The sequence below is a fragment of the Rhodoferax sp. LS1P39 genome (assembly GCF_056521425.1).
Map to the genome: position 1 here is coordinate 63116 of NZ_JBWMAV010000006.1, position 17909 is coordinate 81024.

At 65.2% G+C, this 17909-nt stretch carries 16 protein-coding genes; 9 read left to right on the forward strand and 7 right to left on the reverse strand.

Annotated features, from left to right (window positions below; translation table 11 throughout):
- The first annotated feature begins 183 nt into the window (after positions 1–183).
- Together tkt and gap are read left to right on the forward strand one after the other, a co-directional pair.
- Positions 184–2196: a transketolase gene (gene tkt, locus AC097O_RS11805; protein WP_479593188.1), complete on the forward strand. Its 2013-nt coding sequence runs from the start codon at positions 184–186 to the stop codon at positions 2194–2196.
- An 84-nt stretch (positions 2197–2280) separates the two neighbouring features.
- Positions 2281–3279 (forward strand): type I glyceraldehyde-3-phosphate dehydrogenase, encoded by a 999-nt coding sequence (gene gap / locus AC097O_RS11810; RefSeq protein ID WP_479592966.1) that lies wholly within the window; start codon positions 2281–2283, stop codon positions 3277–3279.
- A gap of 50 nt (positions 3280–3329) precedes the next feature.
- On the opposite strand, the gene AC097O_RS11815 is transcribed toward gap, so the two are convergent.
- Positions 3330–4097 (reverse strand): SDR family NAD(P)-dependent oxidoreductase, encoded by a 768-nt coding sequence (locus AC097O_RS11815; protein ID WP_479592968.1) that lies wholly within the window; start codon positions 4095–4097, stop codon positions 3330–3332.
- Positions 4098–4252: 155 nt separating this feature from the next.
- On the opposite strand from AC097O_RS11815, the gene rarD reads away from it, so the two are divergent.
- The 3 genes from rarD to AC097O_RS11830 all read left to right on the forward strand — a co-directional run bounded on the left by rarD (position 4253) and on the right by AC097O_RS11830 (position 6444).
- The gene (gene rarD, locus AC097O_RS11820; RefSeq protein WP_479592969.1) at positions 4253–5122 is read left to right on the forward strand and encodes an EamA family transporter RarD; all 870 of its coding nucleotides are present in this window, start codon (positions 4253–4255) and stop codon (positions 5120–5122) included.
- Positions 5123–5282: 160 nt separating this feature from the next.
- Positions 5283–5786, forward strand: coding sequence for a hypothetical protein (locus tag AC097O_RS11825; protein ID WP_479592970.1), 504 nt, complete (start codon positions 5283–5285; stop codon positions 5784–5786).
- A gap of 10 nt (positions 5787–5796) precedes the next feature.
- On the forward strand, positions 5797–6444 hold the full coding sequence (locus AC097O_RS11830; RefSeq protein ID WP_479592972.1) for a response regulator: 648 nt from the start codon (positions 5797–5799) through the stop codon (positions 6442–6444).
- 14 nt (positions 6445–6458) lie between these two features.
- Here the strand turns inward: AC097O_RS11830 and AC097O_RS11835 are convergent, their stop codons facing one another.
- The 6 genes from AC097O_RS11835 to AC097O_RS11860 all read right to left on the reverse strand — a co-directional run bounded on the left by AC097O_RS11835 (position 6459) and on the right by AC097O_RS11860 (position 14480).
- Positions 6459–8912, reverse strand: coding sequence for a glycoside hydrolase family 3 C-terminal domain-containing protein (locus tag AC097O_RS11835; protein WP_479592974.1), 2454 nt, complete (start codon positions 8910–8912; stop codon positions 6459–6461).
- Positions 8913–8954: 42 nt separating this feature from the next.
- On the reverse strand, positions 8955–10016 hold the full coding sequence (locus tag AC097O_RS11840) for a sugar phosphate isomerase/epimerase family protein (protein WP_479592976.1): 1062 nt from the start codon (positions 10014–10016) through the stop codon (positions 8955–8957).
- Between the two features lies 1 nt (position 10017).
- Positions 10018–10767 (reverse strand): sugar phosphate isomerase/epimerase family protein, encoded by a 750-nt coding sequence (locus tag AC097O_RS11845; RefSeq protein WP_479592978.1) that lies wholly within the window; start codon positions 10765–10767, stop codon positions 10018–10020.
- Between the two features lie 168 nt (positions 10768–10935).
- The gene (locus AC097O_RS11850; protein WP_479592980.1) at positions 10936–12009 is read right to left on the reverse strand and encodes a Gfo/Idh/MocA family protein; all 1074 of its coding nucleotides are present in this window, start codon (positions 12007–12009) and stop codon (positions 10936–10938) included.
- 16 nt (positions 12010–12025) lie between these two features.
- Entirely contained in the window at positions 12026–13048 is a 1023-nt protein-coding gene (locus tag AC097O_RS11855; protein ID WP_479592982.1) for a LacI family DNA-binding transcriptional regulator, read from the reverse strand.
- 541 nt (positions 13049–13589) lie between these two features.
- Complete coding sequence (locus AC097O_RS11860; protein WP_479592984.1) at positions 13590–14480, reverse strand: AraC family transcriptional regulator; 891 nt, start codon at positions 14478–14480, stop codon at positions 13590–13592.
- A 132-nt stretch (positions 14481–14612) separates the two neighbouring features.
- On the opposite strand from AC097O_RS11860, the gene AC097O_RS11865 reads away from it, so the two are divergent.
- The 4 genes from AC097O_RS11865 to AC097O_RS11880 all read left to right on the forward strand — a co-directional run bounded on the left by AC097O_RS11865 (position 14613) and on the right by AC097O_RS11880 (position 17698).
- On the forward strand, positions 14613–15368 hold the full coding sequence (locus tag AC097O_RS11865; protein WP_479592986.1) for an SDR family oxidoreductase: 756 nt from the start codon (positions 14613–14615) through the stop codon (positions 15366–15368).
- 247 nt (positions 15369–15615) lie between these two features.
- On the forward strand, positions 15616–15993 hold the full coding sequence (locus AC097O_RS11870; protein ID WP_479592988.1) for an HPF/RaiA family ribosome-associated protein: 378 nt from the start codon (positions 15616–15618) through the stop codon (positions 15991–15993).
- Between the two features lie 182 nt (positions 15994–16175).
- Positions 16176–17138, forward strand: coding sequence for a TerC/Alx family metal homeostasis membrane protein (locus tag AC097O_RS11875; protein WP_315207896.1), 963 nt, complete (start codon positions 16176–16178; stop codon positions 17136–17138).
- Positions 17138–17698: a DUF2062 domain-containing protein gene (locus AC097O_RS11880; protein ID WP_479592990.1), complete on the forward strand. Its 561-nt coding sequence runs from the start codon at positions 17138–17140 to the stop codon at positions 17696–17698. The genes AC097O_RS11875 and AC097O_RS11880 overlap by 1 nt, the downstream gene beginning before the upstream one ends.
- The last annotated feature ends 211 nt before the right edge of the window (positions 17699–17909 follow it).

Consider the following 17909-nt stretch of genomic DNA (forward strand, 5'->3'; position numbering starts at 1 on the left):
GTGCAACCCGTGTTACCGGGCCGGTACACAGCGCCCAATGGCCGCCCCGTAAAATACCGGACTCACAAGAATCCTCACCCTGCATTTCCACTGGAGCAACCCCCGATGGCCGATACCCTCTTGAGCGCAACCACTCCCGACGTCGCAGCACCCGCGCAGGCCACGGGCAAACCGTCGGCGGCCATGGCCAACGCCATCCGCGCGCTCGCCATGGACGCGGTGCAAGCCGCCAACTCGGGCCACCCCGGTGCGCCCATGGGCATGGCCGACATGGCCGTGGCTTTGTGGGACCAGCACCTGCAGCACAACCCCAAGAACCCCAACTGGATGAACCGCGACCGCTTTATCCTGTCCAACGGCCACGGCTCCATGCTGCTATACGCGCTGCTGCACCTCACCGGCTACAAGCTGCCCATGGCCGAGCTGAAGAACTTTCGCCAGCTGCACAGCAAGACCGCGGGCCACCCCGAGTACGGCATCACCCCCGGCGTTGAGACGACCACCGGCCCACTGGGCCAGGGCATCACCAATGCCGTGGGCTTTGCGCTGGCCGAGAAGTTGCTGGCCCAAGAGTTCAACCGCGAAGGCCATGCCATCGTCGACCACCACACCTACGCCTTCATGGGCGACGGTTGCCTGATGGAAGGCATCAGCCACGAAGCCGCGGCCCTGGCCGGTGCCTGGAAGCTGAACAAGCTGGTCGCCCTGTACGATGACAACGGTATCTCCATCGACGGCCAGGTCGCCCCCTGGTTCATCGACAACAGCGCCCTGCGCTTTGTGGCGTACGGCTGGAACGTGATCGGCCCGATCGACGGCCACGATGCGGCTGCCGTGTCGGAAGCCATCACCCACGCTAAGGCCCAGGCCGAAAAGCCCACGCTCATCATCTGCAAGACCCACATCGGCAAAGGCAGCCCGAACCGCGCCAACACCTCCAAGGCCCACGGCGAACCTCTGGGTGCCGAAGAAATCAAGCTGACCCGCGAAGCCCTGAACTGGCCCTACGCGCCGTTCACCATCCCCAAAGACATCGCTGCCGCCTGGGATGCCAAGGCCGCCGGAGCCGCGCGCGAAGCCGCCTGGAACGACCAGTTCGCCGCCTACAAAAAGGCCTTCCCCGCAGAAGCCAAAGAGCTGCTGCGCCGCATGAAGGGCGAGCTGCCCAAGAACTTTGCCCAGACCGCTGTGGACACCGTGATCGCCGCCCACACCAAGGGTGAAACGGTGGCCTCGCGCAAAGCCTCGCAGCTGGCACTCGAATCCTTCACCGCCGCCCTGCCCGAAATGCTGGGTGGCTCGGCCGACCTGACCGGCTCCAACCTGACCAACACCAAGAGCACGCCCAACCTGCGCTTCGACACCATCACCGGTGTGGGCAACGGTGGCCGCCACATCAATTACGGCGTGCGCGAATTCGGCATGGCCGCCATCATGAACGGCGTGGCCCTGCACGGTGGTTTCATTCCTTACGGCGGCACCTTCCTGACCTTCAGCGACTACAGCCGCAATGCTATCCGCATGGCCGCGCTGATGAAGCTGCGCGTGGTGCACGTGTTCACCCACGACTCCATCGGCCTGGGCGAAGACGGCCCGACCCACCAGTCGGTCGAGCACGCCGCCAGCCTGCGTTTGATCCCCAACCTGGACGTGTGGCGTCCGGGCGATACCGCCGAAACCGCCGTGGCCTGGGCCGTGGCCCTGGAAAGCAAGAGCCGCCCCAGCGCCTTGCTGCTGAGCCGCCAGAACATCGCCTACGCCGCCAAGGCCGACCTGGGCGAGATCAGCCGCGGTGCCTACGTGCTGTCCGAGCCCAGCGCCGTCGGCCTGAAGAAAAAGGCCCAGGCCGTCATCATCGCCACCGGCTCCGAAGTGCAACTGGCCCTGGCCGCCCAGGCCTTGCTGGCCACCCAAAAAATCGCCGTGCGCGTGGTCTCCATGCCCAGCACCAGCGTGTTCGACCGCCAGACCGAAGCCTACAAATCCGAAGTGCTGCCCGCAGGCGTGCCGCGCATCGCGGTTGAAATGGGCGTGACCGACGGCTGGTGGAAGTACGGCTGTGCCGCCGTGGTCGGCCTGGACACCTACGGCGAATCCGCACCGGCTCCCGTGCTGTTCAAGCTCTTCGGCTTCACGCCCGAGAACGTGGCCGCTACGGTGCAAAAAGTGCTGGCCCCGAAAAAGAAGAAGAAGTAAAGAAGTAGTCATTCGTGCAGCCCCGGGCTCGCCTGGGGCTATCCGTGCAAGCGTCACCTTTTGTTAACTCCTGGAGATAGAGACATGACCATCAAAATTGGTATCAACGGCTTTGGCCGCATTGGCCGCATGGTGTTCCGCGCTGCGGTGCAGAACTTTGACGACGTGGAAATCGTCGGCATCAACGACTTGCTGGAGCCCGACTACCTGGCTTACATGCTGCAGTACGACAGCGTGCACGGCCGCTTCAAGGGCGAAGTGTCGGTGGACAACGGCGTGCTCATCGTCAACGGCAAAAAGATCCGCCTGACGCAAGAGCGCGACCCGGCCAACCTGAAATGGGCCGACGTGGGTGCCGACATCGTGGTCGAATCCACCGGCCTGTTCCTGACCAAGGAAACCGCCCAGAAGCACATCGACGCAGGTGCGAAAAAGGTCATCCTGTCGGCCCCTTCCAAAGACGACACCCCCATGTTCGTCTACGGCGTGAACGACAAGACCTACGCTGGCCAGGCCATCATCTCCAACGCATCGTGCACCACCAACTGCCTGGCCCCCCTGGCCAAGGTGATCAACGACAAGTTCGGCATCAAGCGCGGCCTGATGACCACCGTGCACGCTGCCACCGCCACGCAAAAAACCGTGGACGGCCCGTCGAACAAAGACTGGCGCGGTGGCCGTGGCATTCTGGAAAACATCATCCCCTCCAGCACCGGTGCCGCCAAGGCCGTGGGCGTGGTCATTCCTGAGCTGAACAAGAAGCTCACCGGCATGGCCTTCCGCGTGCCCACCAGCGACGTGTCGGTGGTCGACTTGACCGTGGAGCTGAACACCTCGGCCACCATCGCCGAAATCAACGCCGAGCTCAAGGCGCAGTCCGAAGGCGCCATGAAGGGCGTGCTGGGCTACACCGAAGACAAGGTGGTTGCCACCGACTTCCGTGGCGACAGCCGCACCTCCATCTACGACGCAGACGCCTCCATCGCCCTGGACGGCACCTTCGTCAAGCTGGTGAGCTGGTACGACAACGAATGGGGCTACTCCAACAAAGTGTTGGAAATGACCCGCGTGATGGCCAAGTAAGCTGCGGCTTACTGCTCCTCAACAACGCGCCTTCGGGCGCGTTTTTTGTTTTAAGCCGCCGTAAAACAGTTATCCACAAACAGGTGCGCGCCGTTGACGAAGCTGGCTTCGTCGCTGGCCAGGAACAGCGCGGCCTTGGCGACCTCTTCGGGCTGGCACAGGCGGCCTTGCTGTAGCGACAGGGCGGCGACCGAGGCGTCTACGCCGTGCTGGGTCAGGGCGGCAATTTCGCGCTGGCCGTGGGGGGTGTCGATGAAGCCGGGGCAGACCGCGTTGCAGCGTATGCCCCGGTCGCGGTACTCCACGGCTACGGCGCGGGCCAGCATGGCGCAGGCCCCCTTGGTCATGCAGTACAGCACCTCCAGCGGCGTGGCCGCTACCGACGAGATGGAGGCGGTGCAGACGATGCTGCCCTTGCCGGCCGCCAGCATTTGCGGCAGCACGGCGCGGGTCACCATGAACATGCTTTTCACGTTGATGTCCATCAGCCGGTCGAAGTCCTCGTCGGTGGTGTCCAGAAAGGGCTTCACGACGATGGTGCCCGCGTGGTTGAACAGCACCGAGACCGGGCCAAAGCGGGCGTTGGCACCGGCCAGCGCGTGCTCGATCTGCGCCCGGTCCGACACATCGGCCTGGAAGAATGCCGCCTCGCCCCCGGCCTGCAGGATCTCGGCCACCACAGCTTCGCCTGCGGCCACGTTGATGTCGAAGATCGCCACCCGCGCACCCTCGGCGGCGAACAGCTTGGATGCCGCGCCGCCTGCGCCGGTGGCACCGCCGGAGATGATGGCCGTCTTGCCTGCGAGTCTGCCTGCCATGGGAGGGGTCCTTTCAAGGGGTGGGAGGGGTTGGAATCGGGGTGCGTCCAGTCTAGAGCACGGCGCAGCCCATCGCCACCCAGTTGCTATTTAATTAGTAGCTGCTCTCGCTGGTAGCATAAGCACAAGCACCCTTTTTGATTGAAAACTCCCCCATGCACATCGGCATCGTCTACGCCGCCCTCGCCTACGCGGCCTGGGGCCTGTTTCCACTGTACTTCCACCAGCTTGCGGGCATTCCGGCGCTGGAGGTGGTGGTGCACCGCACGGTGTGGTCGCTGGTGTTTGTGCTGGGCGTGCTGCTGGTGCGCAGGCACTGGGGCTGGATGCGGGCTCTAAAGCCCCGGGTGCTGGGGGCGTTTGCACTGTCGGCCCTGCTGCTATCAGGCAACTGGCTGACGTATGTCTGGGCGGTGCAGAACCAGCATGTGGTGGATGCCAGCCTGGGCTATTTCATCTTGCCGCTGGTCAATGTGGCGCTGGGCTATGTGTTTCTGCGCGAACGCCCACGCCCCGGCCAATGGCTGGCGGTGGCCGTGGCCGCGGCGGGCGTGCTGTGGCTGACCGTGCAAACCGGCCGCCTGCCCTGGATTGCGCTGGTGCTGGCCACCACCTTCGGGTTCTACGGCCTGCTGCGCAAGGTGGCCAGCCTGGGCGCGCTAGAAGGCCTGGCGCTGGAGACCATGCTGCTGGCCCCGCTAGGCCTGGGTGCGCTGGCCTGGTGGAGCGCACAGGGCCAGGGCGTGCTGGTGCAGGGCGATGCGTCCGCGATGGCCTGGTTGCTGCTGGCCGGGCCGCTGACCGCCATCCCTTTGCTGCTGTTCGCCGCCGGTGCGCGGCGCATTCCGCTGACCACCCTGGGCATATTGCAGTACATCTCGCCCACGCTGCAGTTCGCCCTGGGCGTGTGGGTGTTCCACGAGCCGTTCCAGATGGCGCGGCTGGCGGGCTTTGTGCTGATCTGGGCGGCGCTGGGGGTATACAGCGTAGAGGGCTGGCTGGCGGCAGGCCGCAAGGGGCATTGAGTACAAAAAGTGCCCCCCGTGCTTATGGCAAGAGCGTGAGCGGCTATAAAAAATAGAGCAAACGGCATTTCATCCATTTGGAGGATGAAACCGCCGCCCACCCGGTTCCCTGTCCACCCGCAGCGGAATACAGTGGCTGTATGCAGCAAGGAGAAGCGTGATGGCGGACACCCTGGAACTGGAGCTTTTGGCGGACGAGATTGCCGCTGTGGGCGAGGTCCTGGCCGCCACCCCACCCGACCAGCCCGCCGCGCGCTGGTTTGCCTACCTGGCCTACACCACCCTGGTCCAGCACGCCGAAGCCAAGTACCAGATTCCCGATGGCTTCGAGGTGTTCCGGCCCGATGCCGCCAGCGTGCGCGAGTGGATCGCGGGCCGCGGCAAGCTGCCCCAGGAGATCCAGGAGGAGCTGGAGCGCCTGCTCAAGGCCATGGCCGAGGAAGGCAAAGACATCGCCACTTACCTCTGCGAAGCCTACTGCGCGGCCAAGGCCACCAAGGCCGACGAGCTGGTGGCCTTCGCCCTGGATATCGCATCCATCAAGGCCCTGCTGCTGGCCTACAGCGGTGACCTGCTGTACCTGGGCGGCGTGCCGGTGACCGCAGTGTTCGCGCTGCTGCTGCGCATGGGCACGCTGGAAAAACTGTGCCAGTGCCCGAAATAGCGAGCCCACGATGGACAACCTGGCCAAACTGGTTTCCGCGCTGGCTTCGCTGGCCTGGCCGGTGCTGCTCGGCCTGCTGCTGTACAAGCTCCACGTGCCGATCCGCACCCTGCTCGAATCGGCGCTGAAGCGCAAGTTCACCATCAAGGTGGCGGGCAATGAGCTGACGATGGAAGAGGCCTCCGAGCAGCAACGCGCCATCGTCAGCGACCTGCAAACCAAGCTGGCCGAGCTGGAAAAGCGGCTCCACCTGGACCCGGCCCCGGTACCAGCGCAGATGGCCGCGCCCGCCGCCAGCGGCAAGCGCATCCTGTGGGTCGACGACCAGCCCAGGAACAACAGCTATTTCGTCGCAACGCTGGAAGAGCTGGGCGTGCGGGTCGATACAGCGCTGAGCACCGACGAAGGCATCGCGCAGTTCAAGAAACTCACCTACGACATCGTGGTGTCGGACATGGGGCGGCCCGAGAGCGACACGGCAGGCATCGACCTCACCCGCAAAATCAAGTTGATCAACCCGCAGACGCCCGTCTACATCTTCTGCGGTGCGTGGGCCGCCCGCAGTTTCCGTGCCGAAGCACTGGCCGCGGGAGCCACCGAAATCACCGCCTCCAGTAGCACGCTGCTCAGTGCGCTAGAACTATCGGCTGGGGAGTAACCCCCGTCCAATCCCTACACCGCCGACACCCAGTCCCCACCCAGCACCACCTCCGCCGATGCAATCCGCGCATCCACCGAAGTGCCCACGTGCAGTTGGTAGCCCCCCGCCTCCGCCACCCAGGCGGCGCGGTCCACGTCATAGAACGCAAAGGCCCGCATGCCCAGCCGGAACTGCGCCGTGCCGGTTTCCCCTGCGGCCAGGGTCAGCTTGGCAAAGCCCTTGAGCTCTTGCGCGGGACGCGGCAGGCTGGCGCTGGTGTCGGCAACAAAAAGTTGCACCACGGTTTGCCCGGTACGTTGACCGACGTTCTGCACATCCATCTCCACCAGCAATTCGCCGCCGGGCTGTAACTCCGTGGAAGCCAGACGCAGCGCACCATAGCGGAACTGCGTGTACGACAGACCGTGGCCAAAGGGGAACAGCGGGGCGATGTTTTTCTGCTGGTAGTGGCGGTAGCCGATGAGGATGCCCTCGTCGTACACCACATGGCCGTTTACGCCGGGGTAGTGCAAGGCGTTGCCAAAGCCCACGGTGTCTTGCAGCTGCATGGGCCAGGTTTGCGGCAGGCGGCCACCGGGCTCGGCGGTGCCCAGCAGCACGTCGGCGATGGCGTTGCCGCACTCCTGGCCGGGGTACCAGGCTTGCAGCACGGCGGGCACGTCGGCCAGCCAGGGCAGGGCGACGGGCGAGCCGGTTTGCAATACCACCACGGTGCGCGGGTTGGCGGCCACCACGCGGGCGATCAGGGCGTTCTGGCTGTGCGGCAGGGTGATGCCGCTGCGGTCCAGGCCCTCGTTGTCCCACTCGGCGTTGAGCCCGGCAAACACCACGGCGACATCCGCATGGCGGGCGGCTTCCACGGCGGCGGCGATGTCGGCCTCGCCCAGCACGCGGTAAGCACCGAAGCGCAGGGCGTGGATGGGGGTGGACTCGGGCGTGCCGGTGCTGAACTCGATGACCACCTCGCACACCTGGCCCTGGGCCAGCGTGCGGCTGTGGCGCACCTCGTTGCAGCCGAAGGTGAAGTACGTGTCGCCCCGGTTCCAGCCGCTCCAGGCATCCACCGCCAGGTCGCCGTTGATATACGCCCGGCTCAGGCCCGCGCTGACCAGCGAGAACTGGTGCTCCCCCGCCTCGGCGGCCACAAAGCGCAGCGTGGCCCGGGCCGAGAAGGCATCGGCCGTGACGGCTGCGTCCACGGTGTCGATCCAGAGTTGCTCGGTGTTGTGCACCGTCTGGCGGCAGACCACCGGGCCGCTGAAGTCCAGGCTGTTGAAAAACTCCAGCTGCATGGGCGTGTTCAGCACCGGCACATAGCGGTGGATGTCGGCCCCGGCGTGGTGGGTGAACGTAGTGTTTGGGCACTGTGCCTGCAGGGCCGCCAGCGGGGCGATGCGGTAGTGCGCGTTGACGGTGGCGCTGCCGCCGCCCATGGCCTGGGGCGTGACGGCGGCAATGCCGATCAGCGCCACGGTCTGGCCAGCCTGTGGGGCCAGCGGCAGCAGGCCTTCGTTCTTCAGCAGTACCGCGCCTTCAGAGCCCAGGCGGCGGATCAGCGCACGGTGGGCGGGCAGGTCGTCAGCGCGTTCGGCGGGAATGCCGGGGTTGGCAAACCCACCCACGCGCTCGATCAGTTGCAGCACGCGGCGGGCGCAGGCGCGCACGGCATCAGCGGGCAGCAAGCCGTCTTTTACCGCCTGCACCAGTTTGGCACCGCGCTCCACCGCCGGGCCGGGCATTTCCAGGTCGCACCCGGCCAGCACGCCTTCTACCGTGCTGTGCAGGCCCATCCAGTCGGACATCACCAGGCCGGTAAAGCCCCATTCGTCGCGCAGCACCTGCTGCAGCATGCGCTGGTGGTCGGCCGCAAAAATGCCGTCCAGGCGGTTGTAGCCGGTCATCACGGCCATCACACCCGCTTCCTTGACGGCCCGCTCAAACGGCAGCAGGTACAGCTCGCGCAGGGCCCGCTCGGGGATGTCGGAGCTCATGCTCATGCGCTGGTATTCGCTGTCGTTGCCCACAAAGTGCTTGATGGTGGCGGCCACGCCGGTGCTTTGCACGCCGCGCACATAGGCCACACCCAGCTCGGAGCTGAGCCAGGGGTCTTCGGAGTGGCATTCGAAGTTGCGGCCATTGAGCACCGTGCGGTGCAGGTTGACGGTGGGGGCCAGCAGCACGCTGGCACCTTTGAGTTTGGCCTCGGTGCCCAGGGCCGCGCCGGTTTGCTCGATCAGCGCCGGGTTCCAGGTGGAGGCCAGTGCTATGCCGACGGGGAAGCAGGCTGTCGTGGGGCCGTCTTTGAAGACGCCGCCACGTGCGCCGTTGGGGCCGTCGGTCACCTTGATGGCGGGCACGCCCAGGCGCGGCACGGGCACGGTGGTCCAGAAGTCGGCCCCGGCGAGCAGGCCCACCTGCTCCTCCAGGGTCATTTGGTCGAGCAGGAATTCGATATTGGGTGTCATGGTGAACTCTCTTTCTTTGTTGTTGGAAAACGGTTGTAGCGTTTAGGCAATGCCCAGCATGCGGCGGTTCGCGGCTGCGTCGGTGCCGCTGGCGGCGAAGTCATCAAAGGCGCGCTCGGCCACACGGATCAGGTGGTCGGTGATAAAGGGCGCGCCCTCGGCGGCGCCTTGCTCGGGGTGCTTGATGCAGCATTCCCACTCCAGCACCGCCCAGCCCCGGTAGCCGTACTGGGTGAGCTTGCTGAAGATGGCGCGAAAGTCCACCTGGCCGTCGCCCAGCGAGCGGAAGCGCCCGGCGCGGTCTTGCCATTTCTGGAAGCCGCCGTACACCCCTGTGCGGCCATTCGGGCGGAATTCGGCATCCTTGACGTGGAAGGCCTTGATGCGGTCGTGGTAGAGGTCGATGTAGGCCAGGTAGTCGAGCTGCTGCAGCACAAAGTGGCTGGGGTCATACAGCAGGCAGGCGCGCGGGTGCTGGTGCACGCGGTCCAAGAACATCTCGTAGCTGGCACCATCGCACAGGTCTTCGCCGGGGTGCACTTCGTAGCACACGTCTACGCCCGCGGTATCGAACGCATCCAATATCGGCAGCCAGCGCTTGGCCAGTTCGTCAAAAGCCGCCTCCACCAGCCCCGCCGGGCGCTGCGGCCAGGGGTAGAGGTAGGGCCAGGCCAGCGCACCGCTGAAGGTGGCGTGCGACTTCAACCCCAGCCGCTGCGAGGCCTGGGCCGCCAGCTTGAGTTGCGCGATGGCCCAGGCCGTGCGCTCGGCCGGTTTGCCGCGCACTGCCTCGGGGGCGAAGCCGTCCATCGGCAGGTCGTAGGCCGGGTGCACCGCCACCAGTTGGCCTTGCAAGTGGGTGGACAACTCGGTAATCACCAGCCCGTGCTCGGCCAGCTGGCCGGTGACTTCGTCGCAGTAGGTCTGGCTCTCGGCGGCGCGGGCCAGGTTGAACAAACGCCCATCCCAGCTGGGGATTTGCACGCCCTTGTAGCCCAGCCCGGCCGCCCAGCGGGCGATGTTGGGCAGGGTGTTGAAAGGGGCGGTGTCGCCCGCAAACTGGGCCAGAAAGATAGCCGGGCCTTGGATGCTGTTGTGTGCCATATCAGCCTAGATGTTGGGTGAGAAATGCATGGCTGTTGCGCAGCGTGCCCGCAAAATCCACCGGGTGGTCGTGCTCGAACACCACCAGGTCGGTGCGGGTTTTCAGCTGCGCCAGCAAGGCCGCCCAGGGCACGATGCCTTGGCCCAGCGTAGTCCAGCCGTCCTCGGCCAGCGCCATGCGCGGGGGGGCAATGTCTTTGGCGTGCACCGCCACCAGGCGGTCGGCAAATTTGTCCAGCCACACCTGCGGGTCGGCCCCGGCGCGACTGACCCAGCCCAGGTCGGCCTCCCAGCCCAGTTGCGCGGGTGTAGCGGCGGAAAAGATCCATTCCAGCGCGGTACGGCCCTCGTACGGCAAGAACTCGAAATCGTGGTTGTGGTACGCCAGTTGCACGCCATGCGCACGCAGCGCATCGCCCAGCGCGGCCAGGCGCTGGCCCAGGGCCACAAAGCCCGCCGCGGTGGGCGAACGCTCGCCCATGGGCAGCCAGGGCATGACCACCAACGGGCAGCCGGTGAGGCGGCAGGCTTCGATGACGGTGGCGATGTCGGTTTCCAGCAGCGCCAGCGCGGCGTGCATGGACGACACCTGCAGGCCGTGCGCGGCCACCTTGTCGGCAAAGGCCTGCGGCGTGAGGCCGTGGGTGGCCACGGTTTCCACCCAGGTGAAGCCGCAGCTGCGCGCCAGGGCCAGTTGCACATCGAGGTCGCCTGCTTCGCGCAGGGAATAGATTTGTACCGAGATTTTCATGGTGTATTACCCCTCACCCCCAGGCTGCAGTGCTGCGCACTTTCCGCCAACCCCCTCGCAGGGGGCAACACCAGCAGCCTGGCAAAGCCAGTTCTGCGGTGTTTCTGGACGGCGTGCGTTCTGGCTGTGGCGAAAGTTCGGATAGTTGTCATCGTGCTTCCTTAAGGGTTAAAAAAGTTTTTGGGTCAGCGGCGCGGGGCGCTCGCAGGTGGTGGTGGTGCGTTGGGGCTTGCCGGTGCGGGCGGCATCCAGGGCGCGCTCCATCACTTCCAGCACGTGCAGGGCCAGGGCTTCGCTGCAGCGGTGCGGGCGGTCGGCGGCAATCGCCTGGGCCATGTCAATCAGGCCGATGCCGCGCGCGTTGGTGGTGTAGGGGCGCTTGTCGGGGCTGCGCGTCCAGTCGCCCAGCTGGCGGGCGAACTTCACCGTGCCGCCAAACTGGTTGGGGTCGTGGCCCAGGATGCTGCCGTCTTCGCCGTACAGCTCGATGGGCGCGTGGCTGTGCTTCCACACGTCGAAGCTGCAGGTCAGCACCACCTCGGCACCGCTGGCAAAACTCAACTGGCTGACGATGTGGGTGGGCGTGTCCACCGCGATCTTTTGGCCCTTGCGCTCGCCCAGCGGCACGGTGCGCGTGGTGTGCGCGGTGTGGGCCGTGCCGCGCACGCTGGCAATGGGACCGAGGTGGTTGACCAGGTGCGTCAGGTAGTACACGCCCATGTCGAACATCGGGCCCGCGCCGGGCTGGTAGAAGAAGGCCGGATTGGGGTGCCAATGGTCCGGCCCGTGGCCCATGAACTGCGCCGTGGCATAGCGGATGGCGCCCACCGTGCCCGCGTCCACCAGGGCGCGCACGGTTTGCGCACCGGCGCCCAAAAAGGTGTCTGGCGCGCAGCCTATGCGCAGCTTTTTGCGCTTGGCCAGCGCCACCAGTTCCTTGCCTTGCGCAAAGCTGGCGGCCAGCGGCTTTTCGGTGAAAAAGTGCTTGCCCGCGTTGAGCACCTGCAGGCCGGTGGCGTGGTGGGCCTGGGGCGGCGTGAGGTTGAGCACGATGCTGGCATCGCTGGCCAGGAGCTGCTCCACGGTCATGAACGGCAGGCCGAATTCTTCGGCGCGTTTTTGCGCTGCCGCAGGCACCGCGTCGGCCACGCCGACGATGCGGAACAGGCGGCTGCGCTTGAGGGTGCGCAGGTAGGCCGGGAAGATGTTGCCGGCACCGATGATGCCGAGGGCGATAGCCATGGAACGGGTCTCCTTCTTAGTTGGAAAAATGGGGGCCGGGGCCCACCGATTCGCGCCACACCACCAGGGGGGCGAAGTCGCGCTGCACCTCCAGCGCCAGCCCGTAACAGAGGTTGAGCACGTGGCGGCAGCTTTGCGCACCCAGTTCGGCGATGGGCATGTGCACGGTGGTCAGCGGCGGGGCGGTGTAGGTGGCCACATCGGTATCGTCGTAGCCGATCACCGACACGTCCTGCGGCACCTTCAGCCCGGCCTGGGTGAAGCGCGAAATCGCGGCCATGGCCATCACATCGTTGGCGCAGAACACGGCGGTGAAGCTGCGGTCCTTGCGTTTGAGCAGGCGGGTGGCAGCCGCGTGGCCGCTGGCAAAGGTGAAGCCGCCGTCCATGCGGTGGGCGGATTTGACTTCGATGTCCTGCTGCGCCAGCGCCGCGTAAAAGCCCTGCATGCGCTGCGCGTTGTCGGGTGCGTCCAGCGCGCCCTGGATGGTGGCAATGGCGCGGTGGCCTTGGGACAGCAATGCCCGGGCGGCCAGCCGCCCGCCGAGTTCGTGGTCGGCAAAGAACGCGCGCTCGCCCAGGGCCGGGCTCTGGCGATTCAGCAGCACCACGCGCGGAAAGCGCAGCTGCAGCGCCTGCAAATCGGATTCCAGCAGGTGGTTGCTGAACACCAGGATGCCGTCGCACTCGCGCTGCACCAAAAACTCCACGCCCTCCAGCGCTTGCTGGCGCGGGTCGCCCTGACCGCAGCCGCTGGCCACCACCATGTGGCGGCCCACGGCGCGCAGCTCGGCATCAATGGCGTTAAGGATGCGCGAGATGAAGGACCCGCCGAATTCGGGCACGTATACGCCCACCATGCCCAGGGTCTTGAGCGACAGCGCGCGGGCCACGTTGGATGGCCGAAAGTCCAGTGCCTGCACCGCCGCCTGCACCTTGGCCACCGCGTCGGCCGACACCGCGCCCTTGCCCGACATGGCCCGCGACGCGGTGCCTACGCCTACGCCTGCCAGCTTTGCTACGTCCTTGATGGTGGCCATCTTTCCCGCATTTCCTGTTAGTGTGGAACCGGTTCCACAATGGATGCGGAATTTACCATCTAGCCTAGGAGCATGGGCATTGCGGGAAACCCTAGGGGCTGGCTTGCCGTTGGCGTTTACGGCGATCCCTGGCCGGGTGATGCGCCCGGCGGCGCAGTTACTTGTTCTTTTGCGCAAAAGAAAAGTAACCAAAAGAAAGGCGCCCCAACTGTCTGCGCCCTCCGCTGGCGCTACGGGAACCTGCGGTGCTCGCTTTGGGCGGGGTCTGGCTAAACTCGCCTGCGGCTCAGACAGACGCCAGCCCTGATCCGCCCAAAGCTGTGCTCCTCGGCGCATACAGATGGGGACCCCGGGTGCGGGATCGGGGGCGCTGTGCGCCCCATCGCGCCTAGGGCGCGAGCCCCTGTCTTGCCCCTTCCCCCTCCGGGGGAAGGTTGGGATGGGGGCTGGAGCCCAGGCCGTCTTCCCTATCAGATATAGGGGTCAAATCGGCCTCTACCGCCCATTCCACTGGCGCAAGCAGCTATAGAAAAAGGAGCAATTAAGCTGCCACCCGTACCTGGCTGCGTGCCGCCTCGGTGTGCCGTACTGGCGACAAACCGAACAGGCGGCCGTATTCGCGGGTGAACTGGGGCACGCTCTCGTAGCCCACAGCGAAGGCGGCGCTGCTGGCGCTGATGCCTTCGGACAGCATCAGCCGCTGCGCTTCGATCAGGCGCAACTGTTTCTGGAACTGCAGCGGCGAGAGCGAGGTGAGACTGCGGAAATGCTGGTGGAAGGACGACGGGCTCATGCCTGCCACCGCCGCCAGCCGCTCCACCGGCAGGGTTTGGGCAAACTCGGCCCGCAGCACGGCCACGGCTTTGGCGACACGGGGCGCGTGGCCATCGGGCCAGCCCAGGCGGCGGATGGCCGCGCCGTGCCGCCCGGCCAGCAGCCAGTAGTGCAGCTCGCGCACGCCTTGCGCCTGTAAAACCGGCAGGGCTGCCGGACGGTCCAGCAGGAGCACCAGCCGCAGGGCGGCGTCGGCCACCTCGGCCTCGGTGGCATCCACCCGCACCGGGGCGTAGCTGCCTTCGGGCCTCGGGTCCATCTGCGCGGCCAGGTCGGCCACCACGGCCAGGTCCAGCGGCAGCACCAGCGACAAATAGGGCGCGGCGGCGCTGGCGCGGGTGATCTGGTTGACGGTGGGCACATCGGCGGTGATCAGCAGCGAGTCGCCTGCGCTGAACGCAAACGCCTGTATGCCCGTGGTCACCAGCTTGCTGCCCTGCACCACCAGGCACACCATGGGCTGCGCCACCGCGTGCATCAGCCCGCTGGGCTCGGTGGCGCGGGCGACGGCCAGGCCGGGGATGGGCGTGGGGGTCAGGCCGGTGGCATGGGGGTGGGCCTCGGCGTAACGGCCCACGGCGTGCAGGAGTGTGGTCATGGCCCAAGCGTATCCGGTTGCCGTCGCGTGCGGATGGGTTTTGGAGGATCAGGCAAGGAACGCCGCGCAACAGGCAACTGCGTGCAGCCCCCGCGCCAGACACTGAAACCCTCACACAACCGGAGCTTTCGAATGCAAAAAATCACCCTCATCACCGGAGCCAGCCGCGGCCTGGGCCGCAACACCGCCCTCAGCGTGGCCCGCCGGGGCGGCGATGTCATCGTCACCTACCACAGCCGCAGCGCCGAGGCCCAGGCCGTGGTGGCCGAGGTGCAGGCGCTGGGCCGCAAAGCCGTGGCCTTGCAGCTCGACACCGGCGTGGTGGGCACGTTCGCCGCCTTTGCCGACCGGCTGCGCAGCGCCCTGCAGGCCACCTGGCAGCGCGACACGTTCGACCACCTGGTCAACAACGCGGGTCACGGCGAATTTGCGCCCTTTACCAGCACCACCGAAGCGCAGTTTGACGGCCTGGTCAACGTGCACCTCAAGGGCGTGTTCTTCCTCACGCAAACCCTGCTGCCGCTGCTGGCCGACGGCGGGCGCATCGTCAACTTCTCCAGCGGGCTGACGCGCCTGAACTACCCGGGCTTTGCCGCCTACGCCGCCATGAAGGGCGCGGTGGAGGTGCTCACCAACTACCTGGCCAAAGAGCTGGGCGCACGCGGCATTGCCGTCAACACCGTGGCCCCCGGCGCGATCGAGACCGACTTTGGCGGCGGCGCGGTGCGCGACACCCCCGCGATGAACCAACACATCGCCCAGATCACCGCCCTGGGCCGCGTCGGCCTGCCCGACGACATCGGCCCCATGGTCGCCAGCCTGCTGGGCGAGGACAACCGCTGGGTCAACGCGCAGCGCATCGAGGTATCGGGCGGGCAGGGAATTTGATGGGCATTAAATAAAAAGCATAGCTGCTTGCGCTTATGGCTGTATCGCAGGCAGCCTCTTTGGAATATGTAGATCCTTCAAGCTGGAGGTAAAACATTTCGTAAATTTCGAAGTATCCATATGTTTTAAGCGTGTTTTCTACGAATGGTTGGGTTTTTAGAATTTGGCCTGTTTGCCGACCTGCCAACGCAAGGCAACGCCCCTACGGTCTGCAAGACCGGTCATCCCAACCCATTCAGGAGCCAACATGCACATCATTGTGGAAACCCAAGGCATCAACACCCAGCAACTCAGCGCAGACAGCGACCAGCGGCTGCGTTTTGCCTTGCGCCGTATGGCCTGGCTCATCGATACGGTGCGGGTCAGCTTTCGCGATGCCAACGGCCCGCGCGGCGGTGTGGACAAGCAATGCCAGGTGCAGCTGCACCTGCGCAACCGAGGCAGCATCGTGGTCAAAACCACGGCCAGCGACTGGGTGGCCGCTCTGCAAGCGGCCATTCGCCGCGCCGTCAGCCGCGTGGTTAAACATCTGCAACAGTCGCGCCCGCAGCATGCCCAGCCACTCAAACGCCTGGCCATCGCACGCACCGACATAGTACTCAGCCACGCAAGTATCGGAACATGAAAGCGCGCTTTCGCACCCATACCGTCGTTGCAAAGCCTCGCCATAGCCACAGCTATGTCTGCGTTTTGCGCCTAGGCCTGCGCGCGAAATCATCACTTTCATTTTGTTCCTCTACTTACGTGCCTGAGTACTAGGCACAAACTCTTAAACATTTTTGCGTCAACGCAGCGGAGGACCAGAGCATGGAAACCATCGGAACCTGGTGGATGTGGGTGGGCTTTGCCGTCTTTGTGGTGGTAGCCATTGGTATCGATTTGTGGGTGATGGAGCGCCAGGGCGCGCACCAGGTCACCATGAAAGAGGCCGCCGGATGGAGCCTGCTGTGGTTCTCGCTGGCCTTTGTGTTCGTGGCCCTGCTATGGGCTTACCTGGATTTTGACCAGGGCCGGGCGGTGGCCAACACCGTGTCCATGCAGTTCATTACCGGCTACCTGGTAGAAAAGAGCCTGTCGGTGGACAACATCTTTGTGTTCCTGATGATCTTCAGCTACTTTGGTGTGCCAGCCCCGTACCAAAAGCGGGCGCTGATCATCGGCATCATCGGTGCCATCGTGCTGCGGGCCATCCTGATCCTGGCCGGTGCCTGGCTGCTGGCCACCTTCCACTGGCTGCTGTATGTGTTCGGCGCGTTCCTGGTATTTACCGGTGCCAAGATGTGGCTGGCGGCGGGCAAGGAGCCCGATATTGCCCACAACCCGGTGCTGCGTTTTCTGCGCGGCCGCATGAAGATCGCCCCCCATTTCGACGGCGAAAATCTGACCACGCTGGTCAACGGCGTCAAGCACTACACCCCGATGTTCGTGGTGCTGGTGCTGATCGGCACCACCGACCTGATCTTTGCGGTGGACAGCATTCCGGCCATCTTCGCCATCACCAGCGACCCGTTCATCGTGCTCACGGCCAACATTTTTGCCATCCTGGGTCTGCGCGCCTTGTACTTCCTGCTAGCCGACCTGGCAGACCGCTTCCACCTGCTGGCCTACGGCCTGGCGCTGGTGCTGATATTCATTGGCGGCAAAATGCTGCTGATTGACCTGGTCAAAATTCCGATTGGTTATGCCTTGCTGGTCACGGCAGCGCTGATTACAGCCTCCATCGTGGCCTCGCTGGTCACCTCACGCAAACCTGGACCCTCCGCACACTGATGCTCAGCTACTCCCAAAGACTACGCCACTGGCTACGCGGCCTGGAGCCCAAAGTGCTGGCCCACCTGCACGGTCCCCTGCTGGAGCGGGCCAAGCCCTGGCTGGACCGGCACGACGTGTTCGACTTCAACCGCCGTCCGCTGGCCCTGGGTGTAGCGATTGGGATGTTTTGCGGCCTGATCCCCGGGCCGTTGCAGGTGCCTTCTACCTTTGTGCTGTGCGCCTGGCTGCGCGGCAACGCGATTGCGGGCGCGCTGGCCACCTGTTACACCAACCCGCTGACCATCGTGCCGCTGTACGTGCTGGCCTTCCAGCTCGGGCAGTGGGTGCTGCCCGGCACCTACGTCCTGCCGCCCCTGCCCAGCCTGGATGCCGACTGGATGCAGGGCATGATGGCCTGGGCGCAGGCCATGGGCTGGCCCTTGTTGGTCGGCCTGCCGCTGATGGGCGCCGCCTTTGCCGCCATCGCCTATGTGGCCCTGCAAGCCCTGTGGCTGACCCCGGCTATCAAACGCGCCTGGCAGCTGGCTATGCGGGCGCGGCGGCGTAAGCAGGTTTAAAGCAAAGTATCTATTCATGGAATAGGTTAACTATTTGAATTGATTGGGATATTCTTGAATTTATATATTCAGCCATAGATAAATGCATGGCATCCCTCCCGCCCACCTACGACATGCTGCCAGTGCTCTAGGCCCCGGTAGGCGGCTAGCGCTTATGGAGTGGGCGGGAGCAGCTATTTATTCAATAGCATCCACCCATACCCATACGGCA

What these genes read in the sequence shown, in the direction of transcription:
- tkt (WP_479593188.1), top strand. Translation starts at nt 184, where the DNA reads ATGGCCAACGCCATCCGCGCGCTCGCCATGGACGCGGTGCAAGCCGCC.
- gap (WP_479592966.1), top strand. Translation starts at nt 2,281, where the DNA reads ATGACCATCAAAATTGGTATCAACGGCTTTGGCCGCATTGGCCGCATG.
- AC097O_RS11815 (WP_479592968.1), bottom strand. Translation starts at nt 4,097, where the DNA reads ATGGCAGGCAGACTCGCAGGCAAGACGGCCATCATCTCCGGCGGTGCC.
- rarD (WP_479592969.1), top strand. Translation starts at nt 4,253, where the DNA reads ATGCACATCGGCATCGTCTACGCCGCCCTCGCCTACGCGGCCTGGGGC.
- AC097O_RS11825 (WP_479592970.1), top strand. Translation starts at nt 5,283, where the DNA reads ATGGCGGACACCCTGGAACTGGAGCTTTTGGCGGACGAGATTGCCGCT.
- AC097O_RS11830 (WP_479592972.1), top strand. Translation starts at nt 5,797, where the DNA reads ATGGACAACCTGGCCAAACTGGTTTCCGCGCTGGCTTCGCTGGCCTGG.
- AC097O_RS11835 (WP_479592974.1), bottom strand. Translation starts at nt 8,912, where the DNA reads ATGACACCCAATATCGAATTCCTGCTCGACCAAATGACCCTGGAGGAG.
- AC097O_RS11840 (WP_479592976.1), bottom strand. Translation starts at nt 10,016, where the DNA reads ATGGCACACAACAGCATCCAAGGCCCGGCTATCTTTCTGGCCCAGTTT.
- AC097O_RS11845 (WP_479592978.1), bottom strand. Translation starts at nt 10,767, where the DNA reads ATGAAAATCTCGGTACAAATCTATTCCCTGCGCGAAGCAGGCGACCTC.
- AC097O_RS11850 (WP_479592980.1), bottom strand. Translation starts at nt 12,009, where the DNA reads ATGGCTATCGCCCTCGGCATCATCGGTGCCGGCAACATCTTCCCGGCC.
- AC097O_RS11855 (WP_479592982.1), bottom strand. Translation starts at nt 13,048, where the DNA reads ATGGCCACCATCAAGGACGTAGCAAAGCTGGCAGGCGTAGGCGTAGGC.
- AC097O_RS11860 (WP_479592984.1), bottom strand. Translation starts at nt 14,480, where the DNA reads ATGACCACACTCCTGCACGCCGTGGGCCGTTACGCCGAGGCCCACCCC.
- AC097O_RS11865 (WP_479592986.1), top strand. Translation starts at nt 14,613, where the DNA reads ATGCAAAAAATCACCCTCATCACCGGAGCCAGCCGCGGCCTGGGCCGC.
- AC097O_RS11870 (WP_479592988.1), top strand. Translation starts at nt 15,616, where the DNA reads ATGCACATCATTGTGGAAACCCAAGGCATCAACACCCAGCAACTCAGC.
- AC097O_RS11875 (WP_315207896.1), top strand. Translation starts at nt 16,176, where the DNA reads ATGGAAACCATCGGAACCTGGTGGATGTGGGTGGGCTTTGCCGTCTTT.
- AC097O_RS11880 (WP_479592990.1), top strand. Translation starts at nt 17,138, where the DNA reads ATGCTCAGCTACTCCCAAAGACTACGCCACTGGCTACGCGGCCTGGAG.